The sequence below is a fragment of the Halopseudomonas phragmitis genome (genome assembly GCF_002056295.1).
Classification (GTDB): Bacteria; Pseudomonadota; Gammaproteobacteria; order Pseudomonadales; family Pseudomonadaceae; genus Halopseudomonas; species Halopseudomonas phragmitis.
This window is the reverse complement of the sequence record NZ_CP020100.1, coordinates 2,053,514-2,067,795: the sequence shown is the minus strand read 5'-3', so window position 1 is coordinate 2,067,795 and position 14,282 is coordinate 2,053,514. Positions and strand designations below refer to the sequence as shown.

Genomic DNA, 14,282 nt, shown 5'->3' with positions numbered 1-14,282 from the left:
TCAGCACCAATCGGGTAGGCCCCGACCTAGACTTAATCAGTGTTTCCCTGGTACACCAAATCAGTGATCCTGATCCCCACCTGCCCGCTCCAGCGCATCCCCCAAGGGCCCGACCAAAGGTTTAACACCAGCCCGGTGGGCAGCGCGGGAAATCGCATGAGCCGCTAGCGGCGCGGTCATCAGCAGCACGGCAATTGCCAGCAACACCGCAAACCAGCTTTGTCCCCCAGTAGCACACAGCACCCCGAGCAGTACCAGAATAGCGCCCAGGGCTCCGGCCTTGCTGGCCGAGTGCATGCGGGTATAAGCATCTGGCAGACGCCACACCCCCAAAGCCCCAAGCAGACTCAGCAACGCCCCGAGCAACACCAGCACCGAGGCTCCCACCGACCAGAACGTCATAGCCCCGCCTCCCCGCGCTCAGGCGGCTGATCATGCGGGTCATCACTGTGGTGGGTACCCTTGAACAGCAGTGCGAAAGCCACGCTACCCAGGAAACTGACGATCGCCAGCACAATAGCCACATCCAGCAATACCGCCTGCTCACGGACCAGGGCGACCACTCCAACCCCGGCCACTCCGATCAGAGTCATGGCATCCACCGCCACCGCCCGATCCGGACGACTCGGCCCTGCCAGCAACCGCCACATGATCAATACCGCGCTGCTCACCAACATGGCACCAGCCAACGGCAGCACCCAATAGGCACCCGCCAGTTCAACCGTCATGTTTGCCTCCCAGTTTGTCTCCCATGGGATAGACCCAAGCCATCAAGCGCAACTCGATTTCATGAATCGCCTGCTGTACCGGGTCGGCCGAGGCTGTATCCAGTACGTGCACGAATAGTTCACCAGGCCGGTAGGATAGCGCCAGGGTACCCGGTGTCAGCGTCAGCAAACAGGCAATAACCGTGACCAGCCGACGGTCCTGAGTATCCAGATGGACCTGAACCACCGCCGAATTGACCTGTCGGCGCGGGTTGATCACGATCAGCGCCACATCCAGCGAGGCACTGAACACTTTCCAGGTAAACCAGGGCACGAAGCGCGCCCCGGCCTCGACCCGCATGGCATAGACTCGACATACCGGCAGCAGCAGGCCCAATAGTTTCAACAGCCCATAGACCAGCACGAACGCCAGCAGCCAGCTGGCCAGCGTTGCGCCGTCATACCAGAGGCTGAGCAAACTGGTCAGCAACAGATGGACAAAAACCATCACTCACCTCCCCGTTCGATCAGTTGCAGATAGGCTGGCGCCTCGACCAGTTGCTCGGCCGAGGCCACCGCATACTCCATCACCGGCCCAGCGCCAAAGCCGATCAGCACAGTAATCGCTGCCAGCACGATCATGGTCAGCCAGGCCCCCCTCGGCCCATCACCGGCAACACCCAGTTGTTCGGGCTGCGGGTGAGCTTTGAGGAAGCTTTCGTTCCAAATTTTGCTCATCGACAGCAGGGTAAAGATCCCAGTGAGCAGGGCGAAGAACGTCGCGATCCAAACCCCTGCATCGAGACTGGCCTTGACCAGCACGAACTTGGCCCAGAAACCGGACAGCGGCGGAATCCCGGCCAGCGACAGCGCCGGAATCGCAAACAGCACCGCCAGCAGTGGCTTGCTGGCATACAACCCGCCCATCGCTGCCAAACGCTCCGAACCGGTCAGCCGCGCGGCCACGCCACCGACGAAGAACAGGTTGGCCTTCACTACAATATGATGAATCAGATAGAACACTGCGCCAGCCAGAGCCAGCGGCGTCGCCAGCGCCAGCCCCAGTACCATGTAGCCGACCTGGCTGACGATATGGAACGACAGAATCCGCCGTACCTCGGTCTGCGCCGCCGCCCCCAGCACCCCGATGATCATGGTCGCGCAGGCCACCCACAGAAGTACCGTATGCACCATCCCCGGCTCAGGCCAGAGCAAGGTCACCATCCGGATCAGGGCATACACCCCAACTTTGGTCAGCAACCCAGCGAACAGCGCCGACACAGGGGTCCAGGCCACGTGGTAACTGGCCGGTAGCCAGCCAAACAACGGGAACAGCGCCGCCTTCACCGCGAACGACATCAGCATTAGCATGACACCCAGCCAGGCTCCGGAAGTGGCCTGATCGGCACGGAAGATCAGCGCCAGTTCGCCCATGTTTAGCGTTCCCGTGGAGCCATAGACAAGACCGGCCGCCAGCAGGAACATCAGGGTCGCCAGCATGTTCAGCACCAGATAAGTCATGGCCCCAGCCAGCCGACGCTCACCACCGCCCAGCGCAATCAGGGCAAACGAGCCGATCAACAGCACCTCAAACCAGACATACAGGTTGAACACGTCAGCGGTGATGAAGGCTCCACAGATACCGGCCAGCAGGCCCTGAACAAACAGGTGCACATCGCGCAGAAAATCGGCCGGCATAGGCTGGCGATGGGCATATACCAGGGTTGCCAGACCAATCACCCCGGTAATCGCCACCATCACCGCAGACAGCCGGTCAATCACCAGACTGATGCCATAGGGCGCCGCCCAGTTGGCCATCTGACCGCTAAGCACCACGCCCTGGGCAGCCAGCATCACCAGCCAGACCCCGGCCGCCAACAGTGCCAGGCTGCCGGCCAGGCTGATGAACGACACCCAGGCGTGGTGGCGCTTGACCAACAGGCCCAGCAACAACGTGGTCAACGGAATGACCACCGGCAGGACCAACAAGATATTCATCATGCCCGGCCCTCCGGCTCATGGTGATCCTCGTTATGGTCTGGAGCCGGCTGCTCGGTAGACGCACTGACCTTGTCGGTATCCTTGTCCCCATGCAGTTCATGGGTCCGCTTGAGCACCGCAAGAGCGAATACAAACAGCGCAAAGCCAATGACAATCGCGGTCAACACCAGTGCCTGGGGCAGCGGGTTGGCCGCATCGGTTACCACCTCGTTGCCGAACACGAAGGCCGCCCGCTCACCGGCGAAACGTCCGGTAGTCAATACCCCGAGATTGATCGCATTGCCCAGCACGGCAATACCCAGTACCACTCGCATCAAGTGGCGGTCCAGCATCATCCACACGCCCAGCGCGGCCATGATGCCGGCGGTAATGGCGGCAATCCATTCCATCAGCCAGCCCTCCCGATCAGATTACGCAGCATGTGCATCACCGAACCGAACACGGTGAGGAACACGCCAATGTCGAACAACAGCGGTGTACCCAACTTGATCCCGGCCACGTCAATCCAGTGCCCGCTCATATAAGGCTGGCCGCTGGCCAACCCGAAGAACCCGGCACCAACCGCACAGGCCAACCCCAAACCAATCAGGGTGGGTGGGGTTACCCGCTCCAACCCACGCTGAATACCGCGACCAAAGGTCACCACCAACAGAGTGAAGCCGGTCGCCGCTACCAGCCCGCCGATAAAGCCACCGCCCGGCAAGTTATGGCCGCGCCAGAGAATCACCAAGGACACTATCAACAAAATCGCCGCCAACGGCCGCATGCCCTGACGCAGCAGCACCGAGCCAAATTCCGGCATGCCCTTGGGCTTGGGATCGGCCACCTGCCCGGCACCCAGCAGAGTCGAAGCCCCGAGCGCGGCAATAGCCACCACAACGATCTCACCCAAGGTATCCACGGCGCGGAAGTCAACCAGAATCACATTGACCACGTTGCTGCCAAAGCCACCCGGCAGGCTGTTGGCCAGGAACCACTCGGCCAGATCTCCCGGTAACGGCTGACTGACCGCAGTCATGATCATCAGCGTCACGGTCAGCCCCAACACCACGGCAACTACGCCATGCCAGATATTGACTCGGCGATAGCGCGAGCCACTGGCCGGAACCATCGGCAAGCGCCGCAGTACCATGGCCAGGAACACCACAGTCAGGGTTTCGACCATCAATTGGGTCAGAGCCACGTCCGGCGCATTGATAGACACAAAGAACAAGGCCAGCCCCAGACCACTAGCCCCCAGCGAGGCCACCAGCGCCAAGCGACCAGGCATAAAAGCGGCACCGGCGGCCCCACCCAGAGCCAGCAGACAACCAATCACGCCCGGCACGGTAATGGCCGAGAGGTTTTCAGCCTGCAATGGCTGCACGCCGACCACCAGCGCCCAACCCAAAACACTGATGCTGATCATCAGCGTCATCAGCGCCATATGCAGACGCAACGAACCATGCTGGAACTGTCGTGCCACCCAACCGGCCACCTGAAATACCCGGTTGAGCAGCAGATCCCAGAGCAGGTCGCCGCTGTAGTTCCAGGCTTTGCCAAGCTGAGTTGCCAGATAGCGGACCTGATCGGCATGGAAGTAGAACCAGGCCCCCAGCCCCAACGTCAGGACACTGGCGAACACCGCCGGGGTTATGCCGCCCCACAGATACAGGCTGACCTCGACCGGGCCGGTAGCCACGCTCTGCACCGCTGTGTTGACCAACCAGGTTTCCGGCCAGTGATTCCAGGCCCCCAGGCTAAAGCCACCAATCGCCAGCAGCAGCGGCCCCAGCCACATGAACGGTGACACCTCGTGCGGATGCCCCGGCCAATCACCACGCTTGCCCAGAAAGGTGCGGAAGAAGATCAGCGCCGCAGCCGCTACCAACAAGGCATTGGTCAGAATCATCACCAAAGTCACAGTCCAGCCGATACTGCCCATTTGCATCAGACCGGTGTACTTGAACTCTTTAGCGATAAAACCGAAGAACGGTGGCAGACCAGCATTGGAGAACGCCGCCAGTCCAACAGCAAAGCCGGTTACCGGCATCAGCTTGATCAAGCCACCCAAATGGCGCAGGTCTCGTGTACCGGTGGAATGGTCAATCGCACCGACTGCCATGAACAACGCGCCTTTGTAGAACGAGTGTGCTACCAGATACAACACAAAAGCCTGCAAACCATAAGTGGTGTTGGTGCCGATCAGCATGGTCAACTGACCCAGCACGGTTACCGTGGTATAGGCCAGCATGCGCTTGAGGTCGTATTGCCGGATCGCCAGCACCGCACCTAGCACCGCAGTCAGCGCGCCCAGCCCGATCAGGATAGTGCTCCAGCCAGTGCCGCCACCGAGTACCGGATTCAACCGCGCCAGCAGATAGATACCGGCCTTGACCATGGTCGCCGAGTGCAGGTAGGCCGATACCGGGGTCGGCGCATTCATCGCATTGGGTAGCCACAGGTGGAACGGGAACTGCGCCGACTTGGTGAAGCAGCCCACCAGCACCAGCAGCATGATCGCCGGGAACAGCGTGTGGGCTTGGACGACCGCCTTCTCCAGCGCCGAGAACTGCCAGGCTTCACCGGCAATCCCCAGCAACACCAAGCCAGCCAACAGTGCCAGGCCACCGCCGCCAGTGATCAATAGTGCCTGCAACGCAGCCCGGCGCGACTCGCCCTTCTCGTGCTGGTAACTGATCAACAGATAGGAAGCCACGCTGGTCAGCTCCCAGAACACGAACATGGCGATCAGGTCATCGGCCAACACCAGACCGAGCATGGCCATCATGAAGGTCAGCAGGTAGGCGTAAAATCGCCCGAGATGATGATGGTCGTGCAGATAGCCCGCCGAATAGAGCACGATCAGCGCACCGATACCGGTGATCAGCAAAGCGAACAGCAGCGACAGACCGTCCAGACGCAGGGTCAAGGCCACATCCAGGGCCGGCACCCAGGCAATGCTGGCGGTCAGCACCTCGCCCGCAGCCACGGTAGGGATAGCCGCTACGAACCAGGCAAAACAGGCCGCCGGCACCAGCGCCAGCAACCAGCCGGCATGACGCGGTGCCATGCGCCAGATCCAGGGCGCCAACAAGGCATTGAGAGCAATGGCTAGCAAACTGACATGCATATCCACAATCCTGTACGGATGGAACTCAACATGGGCCGGATATCTCCGTTACGGCTTGGTAAATCATTTACTTACCATAGGTTGCCAATCAGACAACATCTTGACAGCCCCGGTTAAACCCATAGACGAGAACTATCGGGATAGCAATATAAATAAGAAGGGGAAGCCACTACGCTTGTAGCAATTTGAAGCAAATTACTAGCCCGGGAACAGGCTTGGGGGTGTGATTATTGCGGGGAGAACTTGATTTTGATGAGTTACACAGCAGCGTGGTAATCCATCAGTAGCCATGGATCACCACGCGGCTGCGCCGCCCGTGATGACAACCGGGAGTGCCGACTTGCACAGGTTACTTGGTAACCCGAGACTCGCCATTCACAGTCAGAATCCGCACCCGGTCACCCGGAGCGAAGCTGATGTTGTTGGACACCTGCTGCACATAGGCGCGAGTCTGGCCGTCGTCTTCACGTACGGTGATTTCCACACCCTGGCTACGGGTAATGCCTTCCTCGGCAGCAGCGCCGACCATACCACCGGCAACCGCACCCACCACGGTGGCGATGGCGCTGCCACGACCACCACCGACACCACTACCGGCAATACCGCCCACTGCGGCACCTGCGGCCGGGCCAATCACAGTCTTGGTGCCTTCGATCTGTACCAGGCGGACAGACTCGACGGTGCCCAGACGCACGGTTTGTGGAGCGCGGGCCTGATCACGGCTATAGACATCACCGGTCAGTTGCGAGGCGCACCCACCGACCACCAGCAAGCTGCTGAGCAGGGCACTGAGAAGTAAAGGCTTTTTCATGGGTATATCCCTAAATATGGAGGACTTGATGATTTTGACTGCATCAACATTCAAATGTTGCGGTTTTTCACTTCAGGTTACAACGCCACGTTTTGAACGCATGTGCCTTTGATCGGTTTTTGGTAGGTCATGGTCGAATGCCGGACACGCTTTAGGTTAAAATTCGAGCGATTTTAAGTCGGAATCGGTATATGCCGATATCCTGTCATTCACTTTTTAACGCTTCGTTGTAACCCAGCCATAACAACAAGAAAACGAGCAGGTTGCCGAGCATGTCCGGAGGTCACGCATGCCCGTGTTTCAGGCTGCCTGGATGTATTATCTGAGTCATCCGGCTCTGGTTCTCAATGGACTGGCGCTGTTTTACGCCGTTTGCGGCAGTTGGCTATGGATTGCCACGCAAGTACGTAGTGCCCGCGCCAACGCCCGTCTGGCCACCAGCCCAGCCAGTGCTGGCGACATGAGCCTTGACAACGCCAGTGTGCGGGTCAACCGCATGTTTTATGCAGTAGGTACGGTGTGCTTGGTACTGGCTGTGGTCCTGAGTCTGATCAGCACCCAGTTGTAGAATGTTTTCGCGGCCGCGGCCGCTCCTGCCCCGGCAATTTCAGGGCAGGGGCGCTCCGCGAGCGCGAACACCTGTTTGCAGCCCATCACAGCCGCAGACCCTAGCCAACCTTAGCGCGACTGATCACAGGATTGGCATACTGCAACAACCAGAACGGCTGCTGCTCAACCGGGCAGGCGGCCAGACGCTGCTCGAAACGCTCCTGTTCGACCTTCAGGGTCACGGTATCAAACTGCGCACGCCAGTCACCCAGCTCAATCTGAGGTGCGTCGGGCAGCCGCTCAAAGGCAAGATAATTGCTGACATACAAGCGGTAGGACCCGAGAATCTGCCGGTCGCACTCACGCGCCACCAGCTTGGCATCGGCATACTCGGCCTGGAGCGGCTCACCAAAGGCCACATGCACCCGGCCCTTGTAACCGGTCAGCCCCTGAGCTATTGAGCGATCATCCTCGCCCGGCTGTTTGACGTAACCACCAGTCCGCTCGCGCTGTTCCAGCTCACGCGCCTTCATCAGATCACAGGGGTCCCACTCATAGGCGATGGACACCGGGACGATGCCCAGCGAGCGGATCACCTCTGGGAACGGCTCGTCCTTGCGGCTCATACAGAACATCTTGATGATTGCCGAGTCGGTCTCGTCCTTGCCATCCTTTGCTCGGCCTTCGGCCTGGGCGATCCAGACCGACTCCCCCGAGGCAATCGAATGGCAGATATAGGCCGACAGAGTTTGGTAGGCCGCCAGTTTCTCGCGGCGCCCGGTCAGCGACCGGTGGACAATGAAGCTCTTGTTCAGCCGCATCAGATCACTGACAAAGGGCCGTTGCAGCAAATTGTCGCCAATGGCGATCCGTGGCGTCGGGTGGCCGGCATGGTAAAGCGCGTAATTGACGAACGCCGGATCCATGACGATATCGCGGTGATTGGCCAGAAACAGATACGGTCGATCCTTGGCCAGATGTTCCAGACCGCTGTAGGTCACTTCCAGCGTACTGCTCTCGATCAACCGGTTCAGATAGGGTTCCAGCCGCTGTTGCAGTTCGCTGACTGTATGGATATTGCGCGCCTGGCGGCGCAGACGACCACCAATCAGAGCCACCAGCGGCCCCATCAGCCAACGGGACAGACTGGGAAACCGGTAGCGGGCAAACATCTGCAGCAACTCAGGGTCACGCAACAGACGCTGCATCACCGCCGGGACTTCGTCATCATTGTAGGGTCTTATGGCATCGAACTCGGCCATGGGGCTCCTCGTCACACGTGGGTGTTGGGGATATCCTGACAAACAGCAGCGCCGGCCCAACCCGTACTCACTGCCTGTCTTCAGGATTTCCCTGGGCCGCGCATTATGCGCGGCCCGTTCCAGAGTCTCAATTGCTCTGGTCGGTTTCGCCCGGTTGACGATCGGACTACACTGAATGTCACAGCCTAGGATAGGTCAATCACTGCCGGAGGTCATGCCCATGCAAGCGCTCGAAGAAGCCATGCTGCAATGCCCCCACTGCGGCGAGGCGATTACCTTGTTGCTGGATCTCACCGGCGGCAGCCAGTCTTACATTGAGGACTGTCAGGTCTGCTGCCAGGCGATCCATGTCAACCTGTGGATCGATCCCGACCAGGACGGTTATCATATCGACCTGCGCCGCGAGCAGGACTGACCACTACGCCATGCTGTGTGCCTATAACCCCCGTGATCTGATCGAAGCCGAGCTGCTAAAACAGTTGCTGAGCAGCCACCATATCCGTTGCCATCTTACCGGCCAGTACCTGCAAGGTGCGGTAGGAGAATTGCCAGCTCATGACTTGCTGGGACTCTGGGTCGAGCCTGCGGACCTGGGACTGGCCCGCGAGTTGATCAACGACTGGCAACACGCCACCCCACTGGATGATGAGTTTGATGACCCCGAAAGTGAGCCAGCCCTGACATGAGCGGACGCCTGGCCCAGTTCAATGCCCCACACCGCGACACCCCTGCCGGCTGGCAGCCCAGCTGGAATCTGGCGCCAGGCCAGCGGCTGCTGATCCTGCGCAAGGCTGACAATCGCCTGGAGTGTGTCCAGACTCTGTGGAATTTGACGCCCGGCTGGCTGCGCGACCTGAGTCGGGCGCCATTCAGCGCCCAGGCCGAATACCTGCACGACAAACCGATGTTCCGCCAGGCCCTTGCCCAGCGTCGCTGTCTTATTCCGGTGGATGGCTACTTTCTCTGGCACAGCCAGGGCGGACGCAAGCAGCCCTGGTATCTGCGCCGTCGGGAAGGTGGCCTGGCCCTGGCCGGGTTATGGGAGCGCTACAGTCTGGATGACGGCAGCTATTGGGACAGTTGTGCGCTGATCACAGTGCCCGCCAAGGGCCTGAGCAGTCGCCTGGCCGAGCGTATGCCGGTCAGCCTCAATCAGGCCGAGCAAAGCCTGTGGCTGGCCAACGCCACCGCGACGCAGGCCCTGCAACCACTACTGCTCAATGCCGACTCACGGGTAGACCTGATGCACCCGGTAACCCCGGCAATGAGCAGTCCACAAACCCAGGGGCCGATCTGCTGCACGCCCACCGGGCCCCTGATCCAGCCCTGATCAACCCCTGATCAAACCCGGAACTGGTTGATCAGGCGGCGCTGGTGCTCGGCCAGCTTGGTCAACCCGGCGCTGGCCTCAGAAGCCTCCTGAGCCCCCTCGGCTACCGACTTGGCGACCTGGTCAATGGTCGCCACATTGCGATTGATATCCTCGGCTACCGCACTCTGCTCCTCGGCGGCACTGGCGATCTGGGTGTTCATCTCATTGATGACCGACACCGCCTGAGTGATCGAGGTCAGGGCGGCATCGGCCTCCTCAGCCTGCAGCACACTTTGCTCGGTCTGAGCCCGACTCTGCTCCATGACCTTGACGGTTTCCCGGGTGCCTTGCTGGAGCTGCTCGATCATTTGCTGAATTTCTTCGGTCGAGGCCTGAGTCTTCTGCGCCAGATTGCGCACCTCGTCAGCCACTACCGCAAAGCCGCGTCCTTGCTCACCTGCCCGGGCCGCCTCAATCGCAGCATTGAGCGCCAGCAGATTGGTCTGCTCGGCGATACCGCGAATGGTGTGCAAAATACCAGTGATATTCTCACTGTCGCGGGCCAGATCCTGCACGCTGAGCACCGCGCGCTGGATATCCTCAGCCAGATGCTGAATGGTCTGCGAGGTCGCCCGCACCACTTCCCGACCATGGTTGGCCGAGCCATCGGCATTGCTGGCTGCCTCGGCCGCCTGGGTCGCATTGCGCGCCACATCCTGGGCAGTAGCAGTCATTTCCGTTACCGCCGTAGCGACCAGATCGATCTCGCTGAGCTGCCGCTGCACCCCGTCGTTGGTGCGCATGGCGATATCGGCGGTAGTTTCCGAGGCATCGGTCACCTGCTGCACCGAGCCAACCACCTCACGCATCATGGCCTGCAACTTGTCGAGGAAAGCATTGAAGCCACGGGCAATAGCGCCAAGTTCATCAGCACGGTCGATCTCCAGACGCCGGGTCAAATCCCCTTCACCCTGGGCGATACCTTCCAGCATGCTCGACAACTGCCGGGCCGGGCGTGCCAGGCTGTAGCCCACCAGCGCCATCACTCCGACCCCGGCCAGCGACACCAAAAGACCGATGATCACCATGGTCATGGAGTCACTGGCCTGCTGGCGTTCCAGCTCACCCTGCAGACTCAGCAAATCACTCATCACCGCATCCAGCGGCAGGGTAATCAGATAGACCCAACGCGCATCCGTACCAGCAAAACGGATCGGCATGATCAGCTCGATATGCCCTCCCGCTTCATCAACCTCATAAATCAGGCTGTCGCCGAGACGAGCCAGGTTGGCAAGCTCATTGGCATCGAGAATGCGTTCGGCCGGGTCACCCGGCTGTGCATCATTGCCGGTATAGGCTACAAGGCGCTGATTAGTGCTGATCAATGCCTGTTTACCGCTACCGTTGTAGAGGCTGGCATTGCTTTGCTCGAGCATCCTCTGAATAAAGTTCAGCGACAAGTCAGCACCAACAATTCCCATGAACTCGCCATCGACCATGATCGGCACATTGAACGATGACAACAGCTGCATCTGCCCAGACATTTCATAAGCGGCCGGATCAATCACGCAGGGACGCAAGGTTTCCTTCGGGCACAGGTAATATTCACCTTCCCTGACCCCGGTTGGCAGCAGGTTAGTGCTTTCCAGTTCGGTCAATGCTTCCAGCACCAGGTTGCCGCTGTCATCACGGTACCACCAGGGCATGAATCGCCCTGAACCCTCATACCCACCCGTCGTGACCCCTTCATAGTATTCGTCCAGGTCATCCAGCGAGTTCGGTTCCCAGGCTACATACAGACTCAGCAGGTCAGAGTTGACTTCGAGCAGCTTACGCGTGACCCGATTCATTTCCTCGCGACTCATCATCAGACTGGGCAGGGCGTCATCCTGAACTTCACCCAGCATCTGGTTGAGCGTCGCCAACTGCCCGGTAACCACCAGCGGATACTCCAGACGCCGGCGAATGCGCTCACTCTCCCCTTCGGCTATCCCTGCCAAACGCTCTTCGACCAATCCTTCCAGCAACTGCTGGCTACGCGCCTGGACAAATTCCTGGCTGCGGTCGGAGGCATACAATGTGTACAGCGTCATGGCACCCACGGCGACAAACAGACTGGCACCGGCCAGCACCGCAATGGACAGCTGAATGGACTTGAACTTCATCGTCGACCCTCAATATTTCACCCCATACAGGGCTTATCGGCGGGGCGCAAAAAATCTTCAGGATTTTCCCCACCGTCAGGAATACTTTGGCCAGGCGACATGTCAAAGGATAAAATTCAGTTAAGGAATCTTTGAAAAACGTAGCCGAGGCAGGCAAGACAAGGCAAAAATAGCCGAAAGAGCGCAGTTTACGTGCTGTAAATGAGCATCTTGAGGCCATTTTTAACGCAGTATGGCCAACGCAGGTAGTTTTTCAGATGTTCCGAAATTCATGAAAGGAATCCACCCATGAGTATCCGTGCACTAATTCTGGGCCTGCCGCTGATCTGGCTGGCCGGCTGTGAAACCGTACAAACCACCGATGGCGGTGCCGTTGGCGTACAGCGCCAGCAGTATATGTTCAGCGCCTTGTCGAGCGCTCAGGTCGACCAGATGGCGGCCGAGTCCTATGCCAAGATGCTCGAAGAGGCCAGGGAAAAGAAAGTCCTCAATACCGACACCGCCATGCTCAACCGGCTACGCCGCATTTCCAACGACCTGATTCCGCAAACCCGGCATTTCCGCGCCGATGCGCCGAGCTGGAACTGGGAGGTCAACCTGATCAAGAACGACCAGCTCAACGCCAGCTGCATGCCCGGCGGCAAGATCATCTTCTATACCGGTATCGTTGAGAAGCTGAACCTGACCGACGATGAAATTGCCCAGATCATGGGCCACGAAATTGCCCACGCCCTGCGTGAACATGGCCGCGAAGCCATCTCCCGCGCCTACGTAACTCAGACTGGCACCCAGGTCGCTACTGCCCTGCTGGGGCTGGGCGAAGTCAGCCGCCAGGCCGCCGACGCCGCCGTACAATATGGCCTGACCCTGCCCAACAGCCGCGGCAACGAAACCGAAGCCGACCTGATCGGCCTGGAACTGGCCGCCCGGGCTGGCTACAACCCGCAAGCCGCAGTCACTCTGTGGCAGAAGATGGCCAGCGCCTCACAAGGCCAGCCACCGGCCTTCCTCAGCACTCACCCGTCACACTCGGGGCGGATTCAGAACCTGCAGAACGCGATTCCACGAGTGCAGCCGTTGTACGAAGCCGCCAAGCGCTAAGGCACCCTCCTTGGTTGCCACAACACTTTCTCGCGGTGTCGTGGCAACCAAGCAAACCTCCTGCCTTACCAACCGCCCCAACGCCTGAGCTGCAACCCCAGCCATACTCCCAGCACGCAGAACAACGCAAACACCCAACCGGACACGGCGCCAGCCATGATGCCGGACAGCAGCGTGCCGACCGTACAGCCCAACGCCAGCATTGCCCCATACCCCAGCATGACCCCACCCAAGAGCCCGCGTAGCGCTTCTCCCAATCGTGGCCAGCGGGGCTGCCAATCGCCACTGAGCAGTGCCACGACCCAGGCACCCAACACCAGCCCAGCCACAAACACCCCGTTATTGGACAGCAGCGCCTGCTTGACCACTGTCGCGCATCCGGCAAACCCGTCCAATCCCAATAGCCGCTCCGGCAGCAGGCCCAGCCCGCTGGCCGCCGTGCGCGACAAACTGCCCAACTCGGCCGTCACCCCCAACGGCGCCACCCGCAGGTAACTGACCACCGCCAGCATGCCAATCAGAATGCCGCCGATATGCACAGGCCAACGCCGACGCCATAGCGCCTGCCCCAGACTCACTGGCGGCTCAGGCTCGGCGGGGCGCCCCAAGCGTGCCAGCAGCCAGGCCAGGGCCGCGAGCAAACTCAACTGCAGCAGCAATGAACCGCCATACCCCAGCCGCCCAGGCAGCCAGATGACCGGCCCCTGCTCAATAGCCAGCAGATACAACCGGTTCCAGCTCATAAACCCCAGAGCAAACCCCAGCAACGCACCGAACAGGGCAAAGGGCGCCACCGGCGAACCCTCACCCAAACGATACAGATGGGCGCTAATGCACGAACCAGACACAGCCATACCCAGGCCGAACACCAGCGCACCCAGCGCCAGTACCCAGCTCAAGGGACCGATATGGGCATCCGGCGGCAAGCGACCGGATAGAGGATCAGGTACAAAAGTGCCGAACAGCGCGTGATAACCGAGCGTACCAACTACCAACGCAGTCACCAGCCCCAGCAGGCCACGGGCATCGCCCTGTTCGAAGAAGTCACGGGTAATACAGAAAAAGCAGAATCGCGAGCGCTGTAACAAGACCCCGAACAACGCCCCGCTCAGCAGCGAGAAACTCAATGCCCGCCCAGCTGGAGTCGGAGTGGCCAGCAGCCAGGCCCAGAGCAATACCCCAAAGACCACCAGCGCAGCCGCCACCAGTGACAACCATGACGACCGCTGCACCGCCTCCGTCCGCAGCATAGGCATCCCCCG

At 60.1% G+C, this 14,282-nt stretch carries 15 protein-coding genes; 5 read left to right on the top strand and 10 right to left on the bottom strand.

What is annotated here, in order from left to right:
* Positions 1-60: 60 nt before the first annotated feature.
* From mnhG to BVH74_RS09455, 7 genes are all read right to left on the bottom strand, one after another.
* On the bottom strand, positions 61-402 hold the full coding sequence (gene mnhG, locus BVH74_RS09485) for a monovalent cation/H(+) antiporter subunit G (protein ID WP_080049832.1): 342 nt from the start codon (positions 400-402) through the stop codon (positions 61-63).
* On the bottom strand, positions 399-728 hold the full coding sequence (locus BVH74_RS09480; RefSeq protein WP_080049831.1) for an MrpF/PhaF family protein: 330 nt from the start codon (positions 726-728) through the stop codon (positions 399-401). The genes mnhG and BVH74_RS09480 overlap by 4 nt, the downstream gene beginning before the upstream one ends.
* Positions 718-1,215, bottom strand: a complete 498-nt coding sequence (locus tag BVH74_RS09475) for a Na+/H+ antiporter subunit E (protein ID WP_080049829.1) — start codon at positions 1,213-1,215, stop codon at positions 718-720. Before BVH74_RS09475 ends, BVH74_RS09480 begins: the two co-directional genes overlap by 11 nt.
* On the bottom strand, positions 1,215-2,708 hold the full coding sequence (locus tag BVH74_RS09470; RefSeq protein WP_177344523.1) for a proton-conducting transporter transmembrane domain-containing protein: 1,494 nt from the start codon (positions 2,706-2,708) through the stop codon (positions 1,215-1,217). Before BVH74_RS09470 ends, BVH74_RS09475 begins: the two co-directional genes overlap by 1 nt.
* The gene (locus BVH74_RS09465; protein ID WP_080049827.1) at positions 2,705-3,097 is read right to left on the bottom strand and encodes a sodium:proton antiporter; all 393 of its coding nucleotides are present in this window, start codon (positions 3,095-3,097) and stop codon (positions 2,705-2,707) included. Before BVH74_RS09465 ends, BVH74_RS09470 begins: the two co-directional genes overlap by 4 nt.
* Positions 3,097-5,820, bottom strand: coding sequence for a hydrogen gas-evolving membrane-bound hydrogenase subunit E (gene mbhE, locus BVH74_RS09460; protein WP_080049825.1), 2,724 nt, complete (start codon positions 5,818-5,820; stop codon positions 3,097-3,099). Before mbhE ends, BVH74_RS09465 begins: the two co-directional genes overlap by 1 nt.
* A 349-nt stretch (positions 5,821-6,169) precedes the next feature.
* A complete protein-coding gene (locus tag BVH74_RS09455; RefSeq protein WP_080049823.1) occupies positions 6,170-6,631 on the bottom strand; it encodes an outer membrane lipoprotein in 462 nt (153 codons plus the stop codon).
* Positions 6,632-6,920: 289 nt separating this feature from the next.
* On the opposite strand from BVH74_RS09455, the gene BVH74_RS09450 reads away from it, so the two are divergent.
* Positions 6,921-7,199, top strand: coding sequence for a hypothetical protein (locus BVH74_RS09450; protein WP_080049821.1), 279 nt, complete (start codon positions 6,921-6,923; stop codon positions 7,197-7,199).
* A 100-nt stretch (positions 7,200-7,299) separates the two neighbouring features.
* On the opposite strand, the gene BVH74_RS09445 is transcribed toward BVH74_RS09450, so the two are convergent.
* A complete protein-coding gene (locus BVH74_RS09445) occupies positions 7,300-8,442 on the bottom strand; it encodes a 1-acyl-sn-glycerol-3-phosphate acyltransferase (protein WP_080049819.1) in 1,143 nt (380 codons plus the stop codon).
* A gap of 220 nt (positions 8,443-8,662) precedes the next feature.
* Here BVH74_RS09445 and BVH74_RS09440 point away from each other — a divergent pair, with 220 nt between their 5' ends.
* The 3 genes from BVH74_RS09440 to BVH74_RS09430 are packed head-to-tail and all read left to right on the top strand — an operon-like array spanning position 8,663 to position 9,772.
* Positions 8,663-8,857: a CPXCG motif-containing cysteine-rich protein gene (locus tag BVH74_RS09440; RefSeq protein ID WP_080049817.1), complete on the top strand. Its 195-nt coding sequence runs from the start codon at positions 8,663-8,665 to the stop codon at positions 8,855-8,857.
* Between the two features lie 10 nt (positions 8,858-8,867).
* On the top strand, positions 8,868-9,128 hold the full coding sequence (locus tag BVH74_RS09435; RefSeq protein WP_080049814.1) for a putative signal transducing protein: 261 nt from the start codon (positions 8,868-8,870) through the stop codon (positions 9,126-9,128).
* Positions 9,125-9,772 (top strand): SOS response-associated peptidase, encoded by a 648-nt coding sequence (locus tag BVH74_RS09430; RefSeq protein WP_080049812.1) that lies wholly within the window; start codon positions 9,125-9,127, stop codon positions 9,770-9,772. Before BVH74_RS09435 ends, BVH74_RS09430 begins: the two co-directional genes overlap by 4 nt.
* A gap of 11 nt (positions 9,773-9,783) precedes the next feature.
* Here the strand turns inward: BVH74_RS09430 and BVH74_RS09425 are convergent, their stop codons facing one another.
* On the bottom strand, positions 9,784-11,919 hold the full coding sequence (locus tag BVH74_RS09425; RefSeq protein WP_080049810.1) for a methyl-accepting chemotaxis protein: 2,136 nt from the start codon (positions 11,917-11,919) through the stop codon (positions 9,784-9,786).
* A gap of 288 nt (positions 11,920-12,207) precedes the next feature.
* Here BVH74_RS09425 and BVH74_RS09420 point away from each other — a divergent pair, with 288 nt between their 5' ends.
* Positions 12,208-13,020, top strand: coding sequence for a M48 family metallopeptidase (locus tag BVH74_RS09420; protein WP_080049809.1), 813 nt, complete (start codon positions 12,208-12,210; stop codon positions 13,018-13,020).
* 65 nt (positions 13,021-13,085) lie between these two features.
* Here the strand turns inward: BVH74_RS09420 and BVH74_RS09415 are convergent, their stop codons facing one another.
* On the bottom strand, positions 13,086-14,270 hold the full coding sequence (locus tag BVH74_RS09415) for a YeeE/YedE family protein (RefSeq protein ID WP_080049808.1): 1,185 nt from the start codon (positions 14,268-14,270) through the stop codon (positions 13,086-13,088).
* Positions 14,271-14,282: the final 12 nt, after the last annotated feature.

Excerpts from the sequence above, each read along its gene's own strand:
- mnhG (WP_080049832.1), bottom strand. The coding sequence starts at position 402 with ATGACGTTCTGGTCGGTGGGAGCCTCGGTGCTGGTGTTGCTCGGGGCG.
- BVH74_RS09480 (WP_080049831.1), bottom strand. The coding sequence starts at position 728 with ATGACGGTTGAACTGGCGGGTGCCTATTGGGTGCTGCCGTTGGCTGGT.
- BVH74_RS09475 (WP_080049829.1), bottom strand. The coding sequence starts at position 1,215 with ATGGTTTTTGTCCATCTGTTGCTGACCAGTTTGCTCAGCCTCTGGTAT.
- BVH74_RS09470 (WP_177344523.1), bottom strand. The coding sequence starts at position 2,708 with ATGATGAATATCTTGTTGGTCCTGCCGGTGGTCATTCCGTTGACCACG.
- BVH74_RS09465 (WP_080049827.1), bottom strand. The coding sequence starts at position 3,097 with ATGGAATGGATTGCCGCCATTACCGCCGGCATCATGGCCGCGCTGGGC.
- mbhE (WP_080049825.1), bottom strand. The coding sequence starts at position 5,820 with ATGCATGTCAGTTTGCTAGCCATTGCTCTCAATGCCTTGTTGGCGCCC.
- BVH74_RS09455 (WP_080049823.1), bottom strand. The coding sequence starts at position 6,631 with ATGAAAAAGCCTTTACTTCTCAGTGCCCTGCTCAGCAGCTTGCTGGTG.
- BVH74_RS09450 (WP_080049821.1), top strand. The coding sequence starts at position 6,921 with ATGCCCGTGTTTCAGGCTGCCTGGATGTATTATCTGAGTCATCCGGCT.
- BVH74_RS09445 (WP_080049819.1), bottom strand. The coding sequence starts at position 8,442 with ATGGCCGAGTTCGATGCCATAAGACCCTACAATGATGACGAAGTCCCG.
- BVH74_RS09440 (WP_080049817.1), top strand. The coding sequence starts at position 8,663 with ATGCAAGCGCTCGAAGAAGCCATGCTGCAATGCCCCCACTGCGGCGAG.
- BVH74_RS09435 (WP_080049814.1), top strand. The coding sequence starts at position 8,868 with ATGCTGTGTGCCTATAACCCCCGTGATCTGATCGAAGCCGAGCTGCTA.
- BVH74_RS09430 (WP_080049812.1), top strand. The coding sequence starts at position 9,125 with ATGAGCGGACGCCTGGCCCAGTTCAATGCCCCACACCGCGACACCCCT.
- BVH74_RS09425 (WP_080049810.1), bottom strand. The coding sequence starts at position 11,919 with ATGAAGTTCAAGTCCATTCAGCTGTCCATTGCGGTGCTGGCCGGTGCC.
- BVH74_RS09420 (WP_080049809.1), top strand. The coding sequence starts at position 12,208 with ATGAGTATCCGTGCACTAATTCTGGGCCTGCCGCTGATCTGGCTGGCC.
- BVH74_RS09415 (WP_080049808.1), bottom strand. The coding sequence starts at position 14,270 with ATGCTGCGGACGGAGGCGGTGCAGCGGTCGTCATGGTTGTCACTGGTG.